General features: G+C 63.3%; 15 protein-coding genes and 3 pseudogenes. 7 read left to right on the top strand and 11 right to left on the bottom strand.

Translation table 11 applies throughout. The features are described 5' to 3' along the window. The 3 genes from AADZ55_RS07495 to AADZ55_RS07485 are packed head-to-tail and all read right to left on the bottom strand — an operon-like array spanning position 1 to position 4,525. Positions 1-2,127, bottom strand: coding sequence for a p-hydroxybenzoic acid--AMP ligase FadD22 (locus AADZ55_RS07495; RefSeq protein ID WP_085325418.1), 2,127 nt, complete (start codon positions 2,125-2,127; stop codon positions 1-3). Next, positions 2,127-2,780 (bottom strand): chorismate--pyruvate lyase family protein, encoded by a 654-nt coding sequence (locus tag AADZ55_RS07490; RefSeq protein ID WP_085325419.1) that lies wholly within the window; start codon positions 2,778-2,780, stop codon positions 2,127-2,129. The genes AADZ55_RS07495 and AADZ55_RS07490 overlap by 1 nt, the downstream gene beginning before the upstream one ends. Further along, a complete protein-coding gene (locus AADZ55_RS07485) occupies positions 2,777-4,525 on the bottom strand; it encodes an AMP-binding protein (RefSeq protein WP_207569096.1) in 1,749 nt (582 codons plus the stop codon). Before AADZ55_RS07485 ends, AADZ55_RS07490 begins: the two co-directional genes overlap by 4 nt. A 1,103-nt stretch (positions 4,526-5,628) precedes the next feature. Between AADZ55_RS07485 and AADZ55_RS07475 the strand changes: the two are divergent. Further along, a pseudogene (locus tag AADZ55_RS07475) lies at positions 5,629-5,885 on the top strand (SAM-dependent methyltransferase); the annotation flags it as partial. Positions 5,886-5,910: 25 nt separating this feature from the next. Then, on the top strand, positions 5,911-7,167 hold the full coding sequence (locus AADZ55_RS07470; RefSeq protein ID WP_085325420.1) for a saccharopine dehydrogenase family protein: 1,257 nt from the start codon (positions 5,911-5,913) through the stop codon (positions 7,165-7,167). 154 nt (positions 7,168-7,321) lie between these two features. Here AADZ55_RS07470 and AADZ55_RS07465 read toward each other — a convergent pair whose 3' ends face one another. Genes AADZ55_RS07465 through AADZ55_RS07455 form a run of 3 tightly spaced genes read right to left on the bottom strand, consistent with a single transcriptional unit; the run spans position 7,322 to position 9,214 of the window. Continuing rightward, positions 7,322-8,047 carry a [2,4-di-O-methyl-alpha-L-fucopyranosyl-(1->3)-alpha-L-rhamnopyranosyl-(1->3)-2-O-methyl-alpha-L-rhamnopyranosyl] dimycocerosyl phenol-phthiocerol 3'''-O-methyltransferase gene (locus AADZ55_RS07465; RefSeq protein WP_085325466.1) on the bottom strand — a complete coding sequence of 242 codons (726 nt, stop codon included), beginning with the start codon at positions 8,045-8,047 and terminating at the stop codon, positions 7,322-7,324. Next, positions 8,047-8,202 (bottom strand): hypothetical protein, encoded by a 156-nt coding sequence (locus AADZ55_RS07460; protein WP_165759392.1) that lies wholly within the window; start codon positions 8,200-8,202, stop codon positions 8,047-8,049. The genes AADZ55_RS07465 and AADZ55_RS07460 overlap by 1 nt, the downstream gene beginning before the upstream one ends. 43 nt (positions 8,203-8,245) lie before the next feature. Next, entirely contained in the window at positions 8,246-9,214 is a 969-nt protein-coding gene (locus tag AADZ55_RS07455) for a [2-O-methyl-alpha-L-fucopyranosyl-(1->3)-alpha-L-rhamnopyranosyl-(1->3)-2-O-methyl-alpha-L-rhamnopyranosyl] dimycocerosyl phenol-phthiocerol 4'''-O-methyltransferase (protein WP_085325421.1), read from the bottom strand. A gap of 121 nt (positions 9,215-9,335) precedes the next feature. Here AADZ55_RS07455 and AADZ55_RS07450 point away from each other — a divergent pair, with 121 nt between their 5' ends. Both AADZ55_RS07450 and AADZ55_RS07445 read left to right on the top strand, forming a co-directional pair. After that, positions 9,336-10,067 (top strand): FkbM family methyltransferase, encoded by a 732-nt coding sequence (locus tag AADZ55_RS07450; RefSeq protein ID WP_085325422.1) that lies wholly within the window; start codon positions 9,336-9,338, stop codon positions 10,065-10,067. Positions 10,068-10,146: 79 nt separating this feature from the next. Beyond that, positions 10,147-10,980, top strand: a complete 834-nt coding sequence (locus tag AADZ55_RS07445) for a glycosyltransferase family 2 protein (protein WP_085325423.1) — start codon at positions 10,147-10,149, stop codon at positions 10,978-10,980. Between the two features lie 20 nt (positions 10,981-11,000). Here AADZ55_RS07445 and AADZ55_RS07440 read toward each other — a convergent pair. Beyond that, positions 11,001-12,369, bottom strand: a pseudogene (locus AADZ55_RS07440) (glycosyltransferase). Between the two features lie 42 nt (positions 12,370-12,411). After that, positions 12,412-13,747: pseudogene (locus tag AADZ55_RS07435) on the bottom strand (nucleotide disphospho-sugar-binding domain-containing protein). Between the two features lie 239 nt (positions 13,748-13,986). Here AADZ55_RS07435 and AADZ55_RS07430 point away from each other — a divergent pair. Continuing rightward, positions 13,987-15,219, top strand: coding sequence for a permease (locus tag AADZ55_RS07430; RefSeq protein ID WP_085325426.1), 1,233 nt, complete (start codon positions 13,987-13,989; stop codon positions 15,217-15,219). 38 nt (positions 15,220-15,257) lie between these two features. Here the strand turns inward: AADZ55_RS07430 and AADZ55_RS07425 are convergent, their stop codons facing one another. Then, positions 15,258-16,193, bottom strand: coding sequence for a CDP-diacylglycerol diphosphatase (locus AADZ55_RS07425; protein WP_085325427.1), 936 nt, complete (start codon positions 16,191-16,193; stop codon positions 15,258-15,260). A gap of 194 nt (positions 16,194-16,387) precedes the next feature. On the opposite strand from AADZ55_RS07425, the gene purU reads away from it, so the two are divergent. Next, on the top strand, positions 16,388-17,314 hold the full coding sequence (gene purU, locus AADZ55_RS07420; RefSeq protein WP_085325428.1) for a formyltetrahydrofolate deformylase: 927 nt from the start codon (positions 16,388-16,390) through the stop codon (positions 17,312-17,314). A 244-nt stretch (positions 17,315-17,558) separates the two neighbouring features. Next, a complete protein-coding gene (locus AADZ55_RS07415; protein ID WP_085325429.1) occupies positions 17,559-17,744 on the top strand; it encodes a hypothetical protein in 186 nt (61 codons plus the stop codon). Positions 17,745-17,784: 40 nt separating this feature from the next. Here the strand turns inward: AADZ55_RS07415 and coaD are convergent, their stop codons facing one another. Both coaD and rsmD read right to left on the bottom strand, forming a co-directional pair. After that, a complete protein-coding gene (gene coaD / locus AADZ55_RS07410) occupies positions 17,785-18,270 on the bottom strand; it encodes a pantetheine-phosphate adenylyltransferase (protein ID WP_085325430.1) in 486 nt (161 codons plus the stop codon). 148 nt (positions 18,271-18,418) lie between these two features. Then, entirely contained in the window at positions 18,419-18,973 is a 555-nt protein-coding gene (gene rsmD / locus AADZ55_RS07400) for a 16S rRNA (guanine(966)-N(2))-methyltransferase RsmD (protein WP_085325431.1), read from the bottom strand. Positions 18,974-18,990 lie beyond the last annotated feature (17 nt).

Here is an 18,990-nt window from a genome sequence, read left to right as displayed (position 1 = left end):
TCATGCCTCTGATGACTCGCCAAACTCAGAATCGATCAATTGGAAAATCTCGTCAGGAGTCGAGGCCGCCTGTATCCGCTCGCCCAAGCGGTCCTCGCCGTCGGTGACGGCACCGAGGAGGGCGCGCAAACGATCGGCCACGAGCTGCCTCTCGCTGGCCCCGATCGCCACCACCATCGTTTCGAGCTTGGTCAGCTCCTCGTCGAGTGGTGAGCGTCCCGTCGCGCCGACAAGCGCCGAAGAGTGTGGGGCCACGCCGCTGGCTGATGCGGACAGCGCGGTGTCCACATAGTGGGCCAATCCTGATATCGAGCCGCAGTCCCAGCCGACCGTCTCGGGCAGCCGCAGGCCGGTAGCTGCCCCCAATCGCTTACAAAGTTCCACCGTCATGAGCGAGTCGAAACCCAGCTCCGCAAAGGCCAGATCCCGATTCACCGACCGAGGATCCGATTCGCCTAGCATCATCGCGGCCTCTGTGCTGACCGCCTCCACAACCAGCCGGTGACGTTCTTGCTGCAAAGCGGCCAACCGCTCGTTAAGTGTCACCCCGGCGGCGTTTGCTCCAACATTCTGCCTGTTGGATGCCGGTTGGCCGGCGCTCGGCGTCGCCGCGTCGGACTCGAGCTCACGCAACGGGAGTTCCCAAATCGGTTTCGTTGGGCTCTGGGCGCGAAGCGTGTGACGGATCAATTTCCCGTTCGGGGTTCGAGGGAGTGAATCAACAATGGCAAACCTGTGCGGTACCTTGAATGCAGACAGCCGGTTAAGCAATCGCAGGTGGATATCTCGCATAATTGACTCATCGATGAATGCACCGCTCGCCGGGACTAGAAAAGCCTGCAGCGCCGACGCACCCGTGGCTTCCCTTACGCCGACAACCGCGGCCTCCGTGACAGCGTCGTGCTCGACGATGAGTCGCTCGACCTCCCGCGGATTAACGTTGACCGCTCCGACGATTTCCGTATCGTCCGCGCGGCAACGGTAGGTAACCCAGCCATCACCGTCGATGCACACCCTATCGCGCGTGTTGAGCCAACCGCCCTCCTCCAGGGGAAGGGGCCAGTTCCAATACACCGGCGCGAGCGATGATCCGCGGACCCATAGGTCCCCCTCAACCCCGGGTTCGACGCTCGTGCCAGCCGGCGTTACAACGCGAATCTCATAAGGTGGAAGAACCTGTCCAACAGTCCCTAGCCGCCATTCATCGACGCTATTCGATACGAAAGTCTGTCCAACTTCCGTAGATCCAATTCCGTCAAGGATAGGGATACCGCCAAAGAATTCCATGAGGCGCTGGCCGAGTGCGACGTCAAGAGCCTCTCCCGCTGATACCAGGCATCGGAGCGATTGGAACGAATCGGGGGAACATTCGTCGACCACTCGCGCAAAGAATGTTGGCACACCGTAAAGAACCGATGGCTCAAATCTCTCGCAGAGCGTGGCCCCCACCTCCGCACTCACCGGCATGGGATTGATAACCGCGGAACCGCCCGTCGCGAGTGGGAACCAGACCGAATTACCCAGACCGTAGGCAAAATACATGCGTGCGCTACTGAGCCCGATGTCTTGGGGCGTGAGCCGCAACGCTTTGCGACACATGGCGTCAACAAATGTGAACGGGTCGGCGTGCCGATGGATCGCCGCTTTCGGCGGACCCGTCGTACCAGAGGTGTAAGTCGCGTATGCATGGGCGTCACTCTCGACCGACGCATAGTCTCCCGGGTCGACTCGGGTCGACTCGGACATGAGCTCTGCGACATCCACCACGCCCGACGGCTTAAACCGACCCAGAAGAGAACCAGTTGTGACGACCAGCGCCGGCTCCGTGTCGCGCTCAACAAATGCGTGGTCTTCGCGATGCAGCTCCGGATTGGCCAAGAACGCTACGGCACCACGAGCCAGGCACGCCAGCAATAGCTGCACTAGGTCCGGCGAATCCGGGAGACACAACAGGACGCGATCTCCTACGGAGATGCCACGACTTTTCAGCACTTCGGCCAGACGCGCGCTACCGTCATGCATTTGGCCATGAGTTACGACGTCCGGCGTATAATATGCGGGCTGGTCATACCAGCCCGCTTCGGACGCTCGCTCAGCCAGGAATCTTGCGAGGTTGCCATTCCGCATTACTGGAAGGCCGCCCTGGCGTGCCGCAGAGATGGCCTTGATAGCTGCCAACGATCGGTTTCTTCACGCGGAGCATCTTGGAATTCAGTTCGAAGAAAATACTCGGTGATAATAAGTACCGGTTGACCTCCGGCAATAACACGGTACCGGCGTCCGATGGCTTTCCTCCGCGAATTCTGGTATCCGCCAAATGCAAGCCACCCGGGCAACTCGCCTACCCAGACTTTGGCCTCCTCCTTGAACGTCTCGACGTGACTGGCCGCCATAACCTCACCGATAGGACGATCCGTCCGCGTCAGGCTCGTCACGATTTCACGGGGGAGCAGGTCGATGGCAACCACCGACTCGGCGGCTACGAATACATCCCCCGAATTCTGGCCCTTAAGCAGAATGTTGCGTTGCAGAACCCTGCCGACCGATGATTGGTCCAGCTCGGGCATTCTCGGCGCGACACCGTGAACCTGTTGATTGATAATTTGCACGACGATCTCATCGTTAGCGAGGACGTTGAGAATCCGAGTAAGGGTGCCATTGGTTGCAATGAGCAACCGCAGGTCACGATCGAGACCTTGGATTGCTTCATCGGACAGAGCGCAGTCTGCCGTATCGCATTTCTCGGGTAAAGTACCCAACCCCCGTACGTGCGCCGTCATGCTGCTACGTCCAAGCGGATGAAATCGTTGCCCAAGTATCGCTCGACGCAGGCCGAACGTCGAACCTTGCCACTTGTGGTGACCGGAATGGAGCCCGGCGCCACCATCACGACATCGGCAACCCGCAGTCGGTGCGATCTAGAAATCGCGGAGGTGACTTCGCGTTTGACGGTGCGGAGCCGATCCATCTTCTCCTCATCTGTTCGACCTCGCTTCATCAGTTCGATGATGGTGACCAGCTTTTCACTGTGGTCATCCGGCACGGCTATCGCCACGACCCGGCCGTCGGTGATTTCGCGGATCGTCGCCTCGATGTCATCCGGATAGTGATTGGATCCATCCACGACCAAGAGATCCTTGATGCGGCCCGTGATGAACAGTTCGCCTTCGAAAATGACGCCAAGGTCTCCGGTCCGCAGCCACGGACCCGCTGATGTGCCGGGCGAGGGATTGACAAGCTTTCCGCCGAACGTCTCCTCCGTATGTCGGGGGTTCCGCCAGTAGCCCAACGCGACGTTGTCCCCCTGGACCCAGATTTCGCCGACCGCCCCCTCCGGACTCTCCATCCTGGTATCGGGGTCGACGATCCGCATCGTTGAGGCAGCCGGCGCGCCGTAACTGACCAGGTTGGCGCCGTCGCTCGCGCTCTCGGTGCGCTTCGCCTGACCGGCCGACAAGTCCTGGTAGTCAAAGCAGACACTCTTCGGTGGGCGGCCCGGTCCGGCGGTAGCCACGTACACCGTCGCCTCCGCGAGCCCGTATGACGGTCGGATTGCCGTCTCGCTGAGGTTGAAGCGGGCGAACCGCTCGGTGAAACGCTGCAGCGTCGCCGCACTTACGCGTTCGGCACCAGTGACGATCGCCCGCACATGCCCGAGATCAAGTCCGGCCATATCGTCGTCCGATGTCCTGCGCACTGCCAATTCGAAACCGAAATTCGGCGCACTGGAAACCTGTCCACGATGTTTCGCCAACAATTGCATCCAGCGGGCCGGCCGTTGCAAAAATGCCATCGGACTCAACAACACCGCGGTGTCCTGAAGGACCATCGGGAGGATGATGCCCAGCACCAACCCCATGTCGTGATAGAACGGCAGCCACGACACAGCGATTGACGGAACCGTTTCGGTATCCCCGAAGTAGCCGGTCATCAGCTGTGCGCAGTTGGTGATGACGTTCTTGTGCGAGAGGACAACACCCGCCGGCGCGCGCGTCGACCCCGACGTGTACTGCAGATATGCGGTGCTCGGGCGCTCGTACCGAGTCGCATCGAGCGCTCCCGGGGAGTCCAGGTCCAGCGCGTCCAAGGCCACAACAATCGGTGCAGGTTGGCCGTGGGCGCGACACGCGTGTGACGCATATTTTACGACCTCGTCAATAACCGACGAGGTCGTAAGAATGACGGACGGCTGAGCATCCTGCAACGCTGCAGATATTCGTTCGTCGTGAATGCCGAACTGCGGCACGGGAAGAGGCACAGCGATAAGACCGGCCTGTAGTACGCCAAAAAAGGCAATGATGTATTCAAGCCCCTGCGGAGCCAATATGGCGACCCGGTCGCCACTCGACGCGTGTGCCCAAAGCTCCTCCGCCACAGTCATAGATTGCCGGTAAACCTGCCACCAGGTGACCGTTTCGGTAAAGCCCGCCGGATCCGTCTCATAGTCAATGAACTTGTACGCCGCACGATTGGGGTACTCGCTGGCCGCCTTCTGCAGTAAATCGGTGAGTGACGTCTCGCTCATCGCGAATCGTGGTGCGGTCCCGTTCAGTGGATGTGGCGCTTGCCCACCCGTGCCCCTTGGGTGTTGCGTCGCCACCTCGCACGCAGCATGAAGTGACAAGCTCGTTTCCATGATTATCCTTCGGCTGTTGACAGCAGAAAAACGGACGGCTTCGCTGCCGTGTCGCTCGAAACCGAGTCGGCGCATAGCGTTTGTACCTTGTCCGGGCTAGCGACGCGAATCGATGAGGTCTCCCGACCATAGCAGGTACGCGCACATGCTGCCCGCCGATTCGAACTAATCGGCTCATTGTTGGCGGCGTCGGCGCTGGCTGTGCCGCGCGTGGCGGCGAGAGGGTAGTGCAGGTTGTGCAGTCGAGTGTCTGCCCAGAACCTGACCTTTAGTGCATCGATTTGGCGCTGGCCTTCGCAGCAGGCCGCTGATCTGTGACTTTGCTGGTGGTTTGGTCGGAATTCGGTTCGCTAATTTTACGCTCGTAGTGAGCTGCGGTGGCCTGGCTGCGCGCGGTGACGACCGCTTCCGGGGGCGGTCGCGGTGCGGATCATGTGGTCCAGGCGCCGTGGTTCGCGCCAAGTTCGAGGGTCTCAATTTCGCGCACGATGATTCCGAGGGGAGAGCAGCCGCCGGCATTGACGGCCAAGCCTGTGAAATCGCCACCGCCAAAGGCCAGCCACCACCTCGGACGGCGTGTGCCGGGCCTACCAGATTCTCAGCTAATTCCCGGCCGCGGGCCGTGTGGTGACGGGCCGGCTTACCCACTAACGACGACTTCTTTTATTAACGCAGGCGGGACTACGGCCGGGTATGACAGGACCGTCTCCTTGTCCATGGTTTGCGGACCAATGTGCTGCACACCCGAGAAGTCGGCTCCCATCGGTGCTCAACGCCGTGGCGCGCCCAGGCCTGATGACAGAGTTCGGCGCTCTTCCGCGTCGTCGCGATTCCAGCCGGTGATCACGCCGCGCATTGCCGAGGGGTCATCGACACGGGGCCACGTCCGGCGTTGGACGCCGCGGTGCGTACGGCTTCCAGCGCGCGCGTCAGGCCCCGAGGGCTCGTTGCCTTCACGTTCACCACACAAATACCGAGGATGGCCTTGCGCCCCAAGCAACGGGATCGCCGAATGGGAGGCCGATCTCGTCAATGTCGCTGCGGCAACTTTCCCAGAAGGATTAATGCCGAGGTGCTACGCGGCATCGCGAACAATTCGCGGCGGTCACGGGACCTGATCGATCGTCATCTTCCGGCCTTGCCGCACTTCACTGGCCGCGAATTCATCGGCGCGCAAGGCCCGCGGCCGTCGCGCTACTTGGAAGGTGGGCAGCTCTCCTACCGGACGTACTGCTTTGCCAAGGACTGAGCCAGTTTCGGGTAGTGTCGCCCGGATGAGCCCAGCTGGCCGCGAGTTCGACATCGTTCTATATGGCGCCACCGGCTTCTCCGGCAAGCTGACCGCCGAACACCTCGCCCACAGCGGGTCAACAGCACGGATCGCACTGGCCGGTCGCTCCAGCGAACGGTTGCGGGCCGTGCGGGTGATGTTGGGCCCAACCGCACAAGACTGGCCGCTGATCGTGGCCGACGCGTCACAACCATCGACGCTCGAAGCGATGGCCGCGCGGGCCCGGGTGGTACTGACGACTGTTGGCCCCTACACGCGGTACGGCCTGCCGCTGGTGGCGGCCTGCGCGGAGGCTGGAACGGACTATGCCGACCTGACCGGCGAGTTGATGTTCTGCCGAAACAGTATTGATCTGTACCACAAACAAGCCGCCGACACCGGCGCCCGGATAATCCTCGCGTGCGGATTCGATTCCGTCCCTTCGGATCTGAGCGTCTATCAGCTGCATCGCCGGGCGATGCAGGACGGCACCGGTGAACTCTGCGACACCAACCTGGTGCTCCGCTCGTTCTCTCAGCGCTGGGGCTCCGGCGGCACGTTTGCCTCGTATCCCGAAGCGATGCGCACTGCATCCGGCGACCCGGAGGCCCTTCGGCTGGTCACCGACCCGTACACGCTGACCACGGACCGAGGCGCCGAGCCCGAACTCGGTCCGCAGCCGGATTTTGCCTGGCGTCGGGGACGTGACCTGGCACCCGAGCTTGACGGCTTCTGGACCGGCGGGTTTGTGCTGGCTCCGTTTAACACTCGAATCGTTCGGCGTAGCAACGCATTACAGGACTGGGCCTACGGCAGGCGGTTCCGCTACTCAGAGACGATGAGTCTGGGAAAGTCGCTGGCGGCGCCGGTCGCCTCCGCGGCCGTCACCGGTGCTGTGGCGGCCGCCATCGGGCTGGGGAACAGATACTTCAACCGATTACCGCGCCGGCTGGTGGAGCGCGTCACGCCGAAACCAGGCACCGGTCCGAGCCGAAAAACCCAGGAGCGCGGATATTACACATTCGAGACGTACACCACTACCACGACCGGCGCCCGCTACCTGGCGACTTTCGCACACAACGTTGACGCGTACAAGTCGACGGCGGTGTTGCTCGCGCAGAGTGGCCTGGCGCTGGCACTGGATCGCGATCGGCTCTCCGAGGTGCGGGGTGTGCTCACTCCCGCGGCCGCAATGGGCGATGCGTTGTTGGCGCGCCTCCCCGGCGCCGGCGTGTCCATCGGGACGACCAGGCTGAGCTAACACCGGCACCCGGTCGCCAGCAAGTTAGCTAGCCCGTGGGCGCATTAGCCAGATCAGCATTCATGCGCTCACCTGAGACTCGGTCCTCCCAGATCTGTGGCTGCTGCCGCCGAGGATCAAACTCCGGACGACAACCCACGTTCACCGGTGGGCTTCAGCACCGGCGCTGCACCATCGGAAGCTCCTCGACCAGGGTCGGCAGGTTCAGCGGAGCCCGCGAGGCGACAAAGACCGCACGAGCCAAACCTGTGGAGGCCATCGGTCCCTTCGCCGTCCAATTCAGTGGAAACTGCCGGTGCCGGGGCTGCGTAGCGGTCACATATACGTGCGGCATCTTCTCCCTCAGTCGGTTCATCACCCACACGCGCGAAGGCCGACACCCCGTGCCGGTTATCGCCTGACTGGCCGAGGAAGCCCTCTCGTTAACCAGAAAGGGCTCGTCTTCGCCGGAATAGCTCACGCACGTCTCCAGCAGCAGAAGGTCGGCTGCGCGGTCACACATCCACGCCAGCGCCTCGGCGGGACGGGAGAGGTGGTAGAGCACGCCATAGCAGTACACCACGTCGTATCGGTGCGCTTCCACTGGGAGATCGCCGTCGAGATCTAGGTGGTCGACCGTGACATTGGGATTGGACCCGAAGCGTTGGCGGATGACATCCAGATTCTCCCCCCGAGGCTCGGTGCAGAGCACCTTGCACCCGCGGTCGAGGAAGAACTTCGTGTGATCGCCGATCCCGGCACCAACCTCCAGCACGCTCTTATTGCCGAGATCGAGCCCTAGCGTGGCCAGGTGCTCCTGACGGCGGGCGTTGTGCCGAAGGTAAAAGATGCTGTGAAAATGCCGTTCCGCAGTCGGGCGAAACATGCCGGGGAGTCGCATCAGGCGAGGATAGCGCACCTTGCCGGGGAGAAGCGCTGGCCGATGGCTACCGAGCTGCTGAACGTCTGCGCCGCCAGCGAATCCACCTCCTCGATGGCCACGCCCGCTTCGCCCTGGACGCCACCGCCACCCAGCAGTGCAAACACTCGGGGCAAGCACTCGCTCGGTTGGGAGTAGGGAGCCCCAGCCCGGCGCCGGCTATCCATTCCTACTCGGAATAAAGAAGTAGCAGTACCGGTCGTCGCGGTGCCGCTGGTAGGGCTGCAGCCCCACATCGTCGGCGTAGACGAACGGCTCGTACCCGCACGCGCGGATCTCCGCAATGGTCCGTTCCGGGTCCGGGTTAGAGGCGGCGCCCCCGTAGATCTCCACTAGCAGGACCGGACGATCGCGGCGCAGGAGCTCCGTCGCGCCCGCGATGACCGCACGCTCGAGCCCCTCAACGTCGATCTTCAGCAGACCCACCGTCAGTGGCAGCTCCGCCGCGAGCGCGTCCAGCGTGGTGCACGGCACCCGTATCCGCTCGCGAATGCGAATTCGCCCGGTGTCGTTCAGCGAACTGAAGGCGCTGTCCGCAGCCACGAAGAAGTCGACCTCGCCAACCGCGTCCCCGGCGGCGGTTCGCAGCGTGCGGATGCGGTCTTGCAGGCCGTTGGCGGCCACGTTGGCCTCCAGTCGCGAATACGTGCCCGGCGCCGGCTCCAGCGCTACCACTGGGGCTAGCCTCGCCCAGGCCAGGCTGTGCAGACCGACGTTGGCTCCGACGTCGAGGATGCAGCGGCCCGGGTAGAGCGCGGAATAGAGCGCCGCCGCGATGTCGATCTCGGTCTCCTCGAACCCGCCGGTCAACCGCACGATCCAAGCGATGGCCGACCCCGGCTCAAGGGTGACCTGGTGGCCGCGCCAATGCCAGGGGGCCAGCCGCCACCGTTGGGGAGGCAAGCCAAACGGCCGCCAGCGTTGCAGGCTGCGAACGAGGCGGTTTGGCATGGCGCACTCTAACATCCGGACCACCCGCATCCGGCAGGTCGGCCATCGAGCTGTTCCGGTGTTCTCGAACCAACCCGTGGTGCCCAGATCCAAAGGGCGCCAACGCCGCTGACCCTCCCCCGGTCCGAGCCCGCTGCGCGCTACCACCTGCATGAAGCGCACCTCTTGGACCTCCACCGGGTCCGATCGTCAGTGGCACCCGAGGTTGTAACCCGACCTCGGGTCCGCAGACCCACTACGATGTTGTGCGACCCAAACTATCCCCGGGGCGGAGTATTTTGCGTGTTAGTGTTGCACAGTGAATTCGTTGAAACTCGCTCGTTTCATCGCGCGTAGCGCTGCTTTCGAGGTTTCGCGCCGCTATTCTGAGCGAGACCTGAAGCACCAGTTTGTGAAGCAACTCAAATCACGTCGGGTGGATGTCGTTTTCGACGTCGGCGCCAACTCGGGGCAATACGCCGCCGGCCTCCGCCGAGCGGGATATAAGGGCCGCATTGTCTCGTTCGAACCGCTATCCGGACCGTTTTCGATTTTGGAAAGAAAAGCGTCAACGGATCCACTATGGGATTGTCGGCCGTATGCGTTAGGTGATGCTGATGGAACGGTTTTGATCAATGTCGCAGGAAACGCCGGTCAGAGCAGCTCCGTCTTGCCCATGCTGAAAAGTCATCAGAACGCTTTTCCCCCGGCAAACTATGTTGATACCCAAGAGGCGTCGATACATCGACTTGATTCCGTAGCTCCAGAATTTCTGGGTCCGGACGGTGTCGCTTTTCTCAAGATCGACGTGCAAGGGTTTGAGAAACAGGTGCTCGCTGGTAGCAAATCAACCATCGATGACCATTGCGTCGGCATGCAACTCGAACTGTCCTTCCTGCCGTTATACGAAGGTGGCATGCTCATTCCGGAAGCCCTCGATCTCGTGTATTCCTTGGGCTTTACGTTGACGGGATTGCTGCCTTGTTTCATTGATGCAAACAATGGTCGAATGCTGCAGGCCGACGGCACCTTTTTCCGCGAGGACGATTGATTGGAATCGCTTCGCGAGGCCCTTCACCAGACCAAATCACCGGAGCACCAGAGGGCCAAGCTGATCGCTTGGGTCGAACATGGTGCAGACGAAGCGATACGCCGGCTTGACCGCCGCTAGCACAAAGAAAGTCGCCATGGCCGCACCAATGTTCTCGATCATCATCCCCACCTTGAACGTGGCGGCGGTATTGCCTGCTTGCCTCGACAGCATCGCCCATCAGAGCTACGGCGACTTCGAGCTGGTCCTGGTCGACGGCGGCTCGACCGACGAAACCCTCGACATCGCGAACAGTTTCGCCGCCAACCTCGCTGGGCGGTTGATCATCCATTGCGACACCGACCAGGGCGTCTACGACGCGATGAACCGCGGCGTGGGCCTGGCCACCGGAACGTGGTTGCTCTTTTTGGGCGCCGACGACAGCCTGTACGAGGCGGACACCCTGGCCCGGGTGGCCGCCTTCATCGGCGAACACGAGCCCAGCGATCTGGTATATGGCGACGTGATCATGCGCTCAACCAAATTCCGCTGGGGTGGCGTCTTCGACCTCGACCGCCTGCTATTCAAGCGCAACATCTGCCATCAGGCGATCTTCTACCGCCGCGGACTCTTCGGCACCATCGGCCCGTACAACCTCCGCTATCGGGTCCTGGCCGACTGGGACTTCAATATTCGCTGCTTTTCCAACCCAGCGCTCGTCACCCGCTACATGCCCCTGGTCGTTTCATACTTCAACGACTTGGGCGGGCTCAGCAATACCGTCATCGACAAAGAATTTCTGAAGCGCCTGCCGAAGTCCACGAGAGTTGGCATAAGAATTTTCACCATCGTCGTGCGCTTGTGGCTCAAGATGATCGACCGTTGGCCGAACGTGTCTAGACCGTTGAGACAGTTTCGCGGCGTTGCTCCCTGACTCGGCAATCGCTAGTTGGCCTAGCCGATCGGCGATGTCGCGGATATGTTCTCAGCCCCGAAACGCAACGCACTCTCCACGTGCTGCGGGAATGCAGCGAAGTCCCGTCCGAAAGCCTCAGCGAGCCGCCAGGTGGCGTGTCGGTACTCGCCCCCACTGAGCACCCGGTTTACCGCTTCTGCCACACGCCGACTGCTGAGCCGCTCGGTGCGCAGCAGCACGCCCGCGCCGGCCCGCTCGACGGCCTCCATGTTCAGGTGCTGATCCATGTTGCTGGCGAGCCCGACCACCGGCACCCCGGCCGCCAAGGCCTGCTGCGTCGTCAGGCTGCCGCCGTTGCACACCACCACGGCCGAGCGGGCCGCGGCCGCCTCGCCCGGCAGGTAGTCCGCCACGAACGCGTTGGCCGGCACGTTGTTCAAGTCGCAGCGGTCCGCGGTGGCCGCGATCACCGTCACCGGCAGGTCAGCCAGCGCGTTCAACACCACCTGCAACAGGTTCGTCCTGCCCGACGTGCCCAGCGTCGCGTACACGATCGGCCGATCCGTCGGCAGCGAGTCCCACCACGGCGGCGGCTCGCCGGCGGGCGACCACAGGACCGGGCCCAAATACCGGTGGCTGGCCGGCAGGTTGTAGGTCGGCGTCAGCTCCGGCACGTCGGCATAGAGCGTGTGGTCACCGTCGGTGAAAATGCGGCACAGGTTCCAGCCCAGACCCGGTAACCCATTCCTGCGGCGGATCCAGTTGAGCGGCAGGCAATAGAGGGCGAAGATCAACGGACGGTATAGCCGGTACAGGAGCTTGACCAGCCTGACGCCGAGCACGTGGGTCCAGGGCACATCCGGCAGCGGAAACCGGCGCCGGGCGTAGGGACTCCAGTAGGCGTTCGCGATGGCGATGTAGGGGATGCCGGCCAGTCGGGCGCTGGCGGACAGCGAAAGACGGTTGTCGCCGACGACTAGGTCCGGCGCGATCTCGGCCAACACCTTCGTGTCCGCCTTGACGTAGTCCCGCAACGTCCGCGTGTTGTAGAAAAATCGGCCCTGAGCAATTTTTGCGAGAACCCGCTCGCTGGGGATGGTGTGGATCGGGTGGTGGGGGAACGGCAGCGGGCCCAGGAGCTTGTTGAACCGCGGGTCGCAGGCGAAGTGGACCTCGTAACGGCTCGGGTCGAGCGACCGCGCCAGGACAAACGGTCGAACGACATGCGCCAGGGTCGCCGCTTCTGCGATAAACAGGATCCGCCGCCTGCCGGCTGCAGGCCCCGGTGGGTTCGGTGCGATGCTCATGCCTCTCTTCTCACGTCGCTGCCAACCACCCCGACGCCGTAGCGTACACACACGACAGCCGGACTCGGGATAATCGGTCACTGCGGGTCCGGTAGGCCATCGCCGGGCAACCCTGGCGCGGGCCAATCTGCGGTGCCTTCTGCTAACTGGCCAGCGACGTTGCGGGCACGTGCTCCGAGACCAGGCGCAATGCACTCTCCACATGCTGTGAGAATGCAGCAAAGTCTCGTCCGAAAGCCTCGGCGAGCCGCCGGGCGGCGTGTTCGTACTCGCCCCCACTGAGCACCTGGTTTACCGCTTCTGCCACACGCCGACTCTTGAGCCGCTCGGTGCGCAGCAGCACGCCCGCGCCGGCCCGCTCGATGGCTTCCATGTTTAGGTGTTGGTCCAGATTACTGGCGATCCCGACCACCGGCACCCCGGCTACCAAGGCCTGCTGCGTCGTCAGGCTGCCGCCGTTGCACACCACCACGGCCGAGCGGGCCGCGGCCGCCTCGCCCGGCAGGTAGTCCGCCACGAACGCGTTGGCCGGCACGTTGTTCAAGTCGCTACGGCCCGCGGTGGCCGCGATCACCGTCACCGGCAGGTCAGCCAGCGCGTTCAACACCACCTGCAACAGGTTCGTCCCGCCCGACGTGCCCAGCGTCGCGTACACGATCGGCCGATCCGTCGGCAGCGAGTCCCACCACGGCGGCGGCTCACCGGCGGGCGACCACAGGACCGGGCCCAAATACCGGTGGCTGGCCGGCAGGTTGTAGGTCGGCAGCAGCTCCGGCACGTCGGCATAGAGCGTGTGGTCACCGTCGGTGAAAATGCGGCACAGGTTCCAGCCCAGACTCGGCAACCCGTGCCTGCGGCGGACCCAGTTGAGCGGCAGGCACTGGAGGGCGAATAACAACCGGCGTTCCAGGGGGTACAGGAGTTTGACCAGTCTGACGCCGAACAAGCGGGTCCAGATCACATCCGGCAGCGGAAAGCGACGGCGGGCGTACGGACTCCAGTAGGCGTTCGCGATGGCGACATAGGGGATGCCGGCCAGTCGGGCGCTGGCGGACAGCGAAATGCGAAGATCGCCGACGACCAGGTCCGGTGCGATCTCGGCCAACAGCCTCCGGTCCGCCTCGACGTACTCCCGCAGCGTCCGTGCGGTGTAGAACCGGCCCTGACCCAAGTTGCCAAGAAACCGCTCGCTGGGGATGGTGCGGATTGGGTGGGAGGCGAAGGGCAGCGGGCCCAGGAGCTTGTTGTACCGCGGGTCGCAGGCGAAGTGGACCTCGTAACGGCTCGGGTCGAGCGACCGCGCCAGGACGTACGGCCGAACGACGTGGGCCAAAGTCACTGCTTCCGCGACAAATAGGATCCGCTGCCTGCGGGCGGGGGGCTCGGGTGCGTTCGGTGCGCTGCTCATGCCCGCGTCCTTTCTCACGTCGCTGGCGACCGTCAATCGTTGCGCCCCACCTCGACGCCGTAGCGTACACGCAGGACCCGTGCGCTCGCGAAATCTCGGCGAAAGTGGGTGCGGGAAAAGTGGGTGCGGGATGGGTTGAAAGTGCCGAGGGTTAGTCGTCCCGTCCCGCGATGACCACCGCACGGCGAGACACCCGGCGTCCTTCCCCCTCGTGTCCGGCACCAGGGCGCGGCCGTTGCTCGACTCGGAAACCCTGTGGCCATACCCCTAGGTGGTATATGGTTTTTTGGGCGGGCGCCACCTACAGCCATGGGTGATACGCCGGAGTATCCAACCGAAGCGGAGGATCGAGTGGCGGGCACAGTGCTAGGAGCGATCGGGCATGCGTTGGCGTTGACCGGGTCGATGACGTGGGAGATTCTGTGGGCGCTGATCCTGGGCTTCGCGTTGTCGGCGGTGGTGCAGGCCGTGGTGCGCCGCTCCACGATCGTGACACTGATGGGCGACGACCGGCCGCGCACCCTGGCTATCGCCACCGGACTGGGAGCGGCGTCGTCGTCGTGTTCATATGCGGCGGTGGCTTTGGCACGGTCACTATTCCGCAAAGGCGCCAACTTCACCGCCGCGATGGCGTTCGAGATCGGTTCGACCAACCTGGTGGTGGAGTTGGGCATCATTCTGGCCTTGTTGATGGGCTGGCAGTTCACCGCCGCCGAGTTCGTCGGCGGGCCGGTGATGATCATCGTGCTGGCCGTCTTGTTCCGGCTGTTCCTACGTTCCCGGCTCATCGACGCCGCCCGGGAACAGGCCGAACGGGGAATCGCAGGCTCAATGGAAGGCCACGCCGCCATGGACATGTCCATCAAGGGGGAAGGCTCATTTTGGCGGCGACTCTTTTCCCCGCCCGGCTTTACCTCCGTCTCGCATGTGTTCGTAATGGAATGGCTGGCGATTCTGCGCGACCTGATTTTGGGCTTGTTGATCGCCGGTGCCATTGCGGCATGGGTGCCCGAATCGTTCTGGCAGAGCTTCTTTTTGGCCGATCATCCGGGTTGGTCGGCGGTGTGGGGGCCGATTGTGGGACCGATCGTGGCCATCGTTTCATTCGTCTGCTCGATCGGAAATGTGCCACTTGCCGCGGTGTTGTGGAACGGCGGCATCAGCTTCGGCGGTGTCATCGCGTTCATCTTCGCCGACCTGCTGATTCTGCCGATCTTGAACATCTACCGGAAGTACTACGGCACCAAGATGATGCTGACGCTGCTCGGCACCTTCTACGCCTCGATGGTTGCCGCCGGGTATCTCATCGAAGTTCTTTTCGGTGCAGCGAAACTCATTCCTAGCCAGCGCAACGCCACGGTCATGACCGCGGAAATTTCGTGGAACTACACCACTTGGCTCAACCTTGTCTTTCTGGTGGTCGCGGCGGCACTGGTGGTCCGATTCATCACGTCGGGCGGAATCCCGATGCTGCGCATGATGGGCGGCTCGCCGGATGCGCCGCACGATTCTCATGACCATGACGATCACCACGGCCACTAGCGCTACCGCGTCGTCAATCGCCTTATCGGACTTAGGTCCTAGATGTTCAGCAGCAAGTCGACGTAGTCGACACCCGAAGGGTTGAGTCGACTGACTTCGTCACTGTTGAGGACGATGTACCCGGAGCCGACGTGATTTGCGGTGACTAGCAGCACCTCGTTTCCCATATCACCGTTCGACGGCGTCACGATCTCGTTATCCAGGGCGGCGAATAGGTTGCTCCCCCAGCTTTCCGGGAAGCTAGCCGGATTCCACGCGCGGAAGCCACGGCACATTACGCTGATAACGGCACTGGCCCAGCTGCTCTGGTCGGTCGGGACCTGCCCATTTGTCACCGCGTCGTCTATGTCGTTTCTGGCCGCCTCCTGCAACGTGGCCAGATGGATATGCAATTGGTTCTGCGTGCGGCCTTTTACGGAGTTGATACCCAACGCCCAGTCGTAGCCCGCAAGCAAGCCCAACTCGTTAAACGCATCGAGGAAGTATTGGGGAGCGGCGGGATCCAAGAGGTTCGGGCATTCGATTCCCAGTTCGCGGATGGCAGGCATGAGCAGAAAGTTGACACTGCTCTCCCTATGTATGGCATATCCCATTGTTCGGTCGTTACTGGGAAAAACGACCTTCACATTGGTGCCCGGCTGCTGCGGTGTGACATCTTCGACAAGCTTCCACAGCGGGTCATCATCTTGCGGCGAACCGCACGCCGGCAATGGCCACACCGCGGTAGCCGGCCCCCGCGGATTGCCGGGCTGCGGTGGAAGCATCGGATTGGCAGCCGCCTGCGGCGATGCGCCTACCGCCAGCACGCCACCCGCAACCACTGCACAGCAGGCTAGTAGGGTGCTCACCCCGCGGTAGGCAATGGCGAACCGGCCGCGGATGACGCCGCGATCCGTCGAGCGATGGTCGATCGTGGTGGGGCTCCTGAGCTCGTAGTCGTCTGGGTCGGGTTGGTTGGCGCGTTTGTCGCTCAAGATGACTGGTTGACCCGTCGCGGCGGACGCTCGCGGCGTCCACCGCGGCACGGTGCAACGCGAATTATCTGCGCTTGGCTCGTTAGGCGGAACACTCGGTCCGTGTTGGCTGCTGGGAGTCTCCTGAGAGTTCACGATGCTGCCGGCGGCGGTATCCTGGCCTGCGGATATTCCACCCGTGGGCAAAGGGGGCCATGATCGCGCACTCCCCGGGGCCGACGCCGAACGCGCCGGACTATCCGGTCCCGCCGGGCGGTCCACCGCCGCCGGCAGATATCGGTCGGCTACTGCTTCGCTGCCATGACCGCCCGGGGATCATCGCCGCGGTGAGCGCCTTCCTGGCCCGCGCCGGTGCCAACATCATTTCCCTGGACCAGCACTCCACCGCGCCGGAGGGCGGAACATTCTTACAGCGCGCGATCTTTCACCTGCCCGGCCTGACGGCCGCCATCGACGAGCTGCAACGCGACTTCGGCAGCACCGTGGCCGACAAATTCGGCATCGACTACCGGTTTACCGAGGCCGCCAGGCCCAAGCGGGTCGCAATCATGGCATCCAAGGACGACCACTGTTTACTAGATTTGTTGTGGCGCAACCGTCGCGGCGAGCTGGAAATGTCGATTGTCATGGTGATCGCCAACCATCCCGACCTAGCCGCGCATGTACGCCCCTTCGGGGTGCCGTTCATACACATCCCGGCCACCCGTGACACTCGCGCGGAAGCCGAACAGCGTCAGCTTCAGTTGCTAAGCGGCAACGTGGATTTGGTGGTGCTGGCTCGCTACATGCAGATACTCAGCCCGGCCTTCCTCGACGCAATCGGCTGCCCGCTGATCAATATTCATCATTCGTTCCTCCCCGCCTTCACCGGCGCGTCCCCCTACAAACGCGCCCGAGAGCGCGGCGTCAAACTAATCGGTGCCACCGCCCACTACGTGACCGAAGCGCTCGACGAAGGGCCGATCATCGAGCAAGACGTCGTTCGTGTCGACCACAATCACACCGTCGACGATCTAGTTCGGGTCGGTGCCGACGTCGAGCGCGCAGTGCTTTCCCGCGCCGTGCTATGGCACTGCCAGGACCGCGTCATCGTGCACCACAACCAGACCATCGTGTTCTGACACCGGCCGCTGCGCGGGTGGCTAGGGGACGTGCGGAAGTCGGCGGTAGGTGAATCGGCCGGCGGTCAGCGCGTGGTCCACGAGTTTGTGCACACATCAGTTGGTGTTCGGTTCGAAATGTCGTTGGCGGAGTCCCCAGGACCAAGAACTTGGCAAGGATCCGCCAAGTGGCCGAGGTCAATCTTGACTCGTCGGCCACCGCCGCAAACCAACAAGCAGCAACGATGCGAAAGAGAGGTACCCAATGATCACTGCCCGTATCCGCGCCCTCGCCGGCATGTCCCTGCTGGCCTCGGCGATCGGACTGGCGGCTTTCGGAGCCGCTGCTGGCACCGCCAGCGCCGCCCCGACCCACCAGCCCGAGTACGGCACCTACACCTGCTACGACTACGCAACACAGACGTTCTACGAGTGCTTCGACCCCAGCTAGTCGCCGCAACCCCCCAACCGGACCTAGTCCCGAAGCAGGACTAGGTCCGCTCGGCTGCTAGCTTGTCGCGCAACCGGCGGTTCACCGGTTCGGGCAGCAGCTCCGACACATCACCACCCAGCATCGCGACTTCCTTGGCCAACGATGACGACACGAACGAATACCGCGGCGCGGTCGCGACGAAAAAGGTGTCCACACCGGCGATGTGCTTGTTCATCTGCGCCATCTGCAGCTCGTACTCGAAGTCGGTGCCGGTGCGCAGCCCTTTCACGATCGCGGTCATCCCGCGGGATCTGACGAAATCGACCACCAGGCCTTGTCCGGCCTCAACACGCAAGTTGGGCAGGTGCGTCGTCGACTCTTTGATCATCGCGATCCGCTCATCGAGGTCGAACATGCCCTTCTTGGCGGGGTTGACCAGGATGGCCACCACCACCTCGTCGAACTGGGCCGCGGCGCGTTCGAAAACATCGACGTGGCCCAACGTCACCGGGTCAAATGACCCCGGGCACACCGCGCCGGTCATGTGCGCCGCTCTCCCCCGCAAGCGGGTGGTACCCCCGCCTCATCGCTTCGCTCTGCATCGTCGCCGGCGGTCATGTGCGCCGCTCCTCCTCATCGCTTCGCTCTGCATCGTCGCCGGCGGTCATGACCGATGACGGTAGCAGGGCGGCTCAGTCCTGTTCGGCCATCTCCAGCCGGGTGTCGCCGTACACGCGAGGCCGCCATCGGCGCCAGCCCGCCGGCCAGGTCAACGGCGCGCTGGTGACCGCACGCTCCACGACCGCCACTGTTGCCGCGCGCGTCCAGCCGTGGGTGCCCAGCGCGGCCAGAATGGCGTCAACGTCGGCGGAGTCGACGTCGTAGGGCGGGTCGGCCAGCACCAGGTCCACCGGGGACGGGGTCCCGGCCGCGATGACGGCCGCCACCGCGCCCCGGCGCAGTGTCGCACCGGCCAGACCCAAGGCCGCGATGTTGCGGGCAATGACGGCCGCGCTGCGCTGGTCGGACTCGACGAACAGCGCGGACGCCGCCCCACGTGACAGCGCTTCCAGCCCGAGAGCACCGGAACCCGCATAGAGGTCCAACACCGCCAGCCCGGTCAGATCCCGCCGCGCGGTCACAATGTTGAACAGCGACTCGCGCACCCGATCCGTGGTCGGTCTAGTGCCCCGCGACGCCACGGCAATGCGCCGACCGCCGGCGACGCCGCCGATGATCCGGGTCAAGTGCGCCGCTCCTCCCC

The organism is Mycobacterium decipiens (assembly GCF_963853665.1).
GTDB lineage: Bacteria > Actinomycetota > Actinomycetes > Mycobacteriales > Mycobacteriaceae > Mycobacterium > Mycobacterium decipiens.
This window is presented reverse-complemented; position numbering and strand designations above follow the sequence as displayed.

Bases quoted from the DNA above. Each gene is read 5' to 3' on its own strand.
- AADZ55_RS07495 (WP_085325418.1), bottom strand. From the start codon at position 2,127: ATGCGGAATGGCAACCTCGCAAGATTCCTGGCTGAGCGAGCGTCCGAA.
- AADZ55_RS07490 (WP_085325419.1), bottom strand. From the start codon at position 2,780: ATGACGGCGCACGTACGGGGGTTGGGTACTTTACCCGAGAAATGCGAT.
- AADZ55_RS07485 (WP_207569096.1), bottom strand. From the start codon at position 4,525: ATGAGCGAGACGTCACTCACCGATTTACTGCAGAAGGCGGCCAGCGAG.
- AADZ55_RS07470 (WP_085325420.1), top strand. From the start codon at position 5,911: ATGAGCCCAGCTGGCCGCGAGTTCGACATCGTTCTATATGGCGCCACC.
- AADZ55_RS07465 (WP_085325466.1), bottom strand. From the start codon at position 8,047: ATGCGACTCCCCGGCATGTTTCGCCCGACTGCGGAACGGCATTTTCAC.
- AADZ55_RS07445 (WP_085325423.1), top strand. From the start codon at position 10,147: ATGGTGCAGACGAAGCGATACGCCGGCTTGACCGCCGCTAGCACAAAG.
- AADZ55_RS07430 (WP_085325426.1), top strand. From the start codon at position 13,987: ATGGGTGATACGCCGGAGTATCCAACCGAAGCGGAGGATCGAGTGGCG.
- purU (WP_085325428.1), top strand. From the start codon at position 16,388: ATGATCGCGCACTCCCCGGGGCCGACGCCGAACGCGCCGGACTATCCG.
- AADZ55_RS07415 (WP_085325429.1), top strand. From the start codon at position 17,559: ATGATCACTGCCCGTATCCGCGCCCTCGCCGGCATGTCCCTGCTGGCC.
- coaD (WP_085325430.1), bottom strand. From the start codon at position 18,270: ATGACCGGCGCGGTGTGCCCGGGGTCATTTGACCCGGTGACGTTGGGC.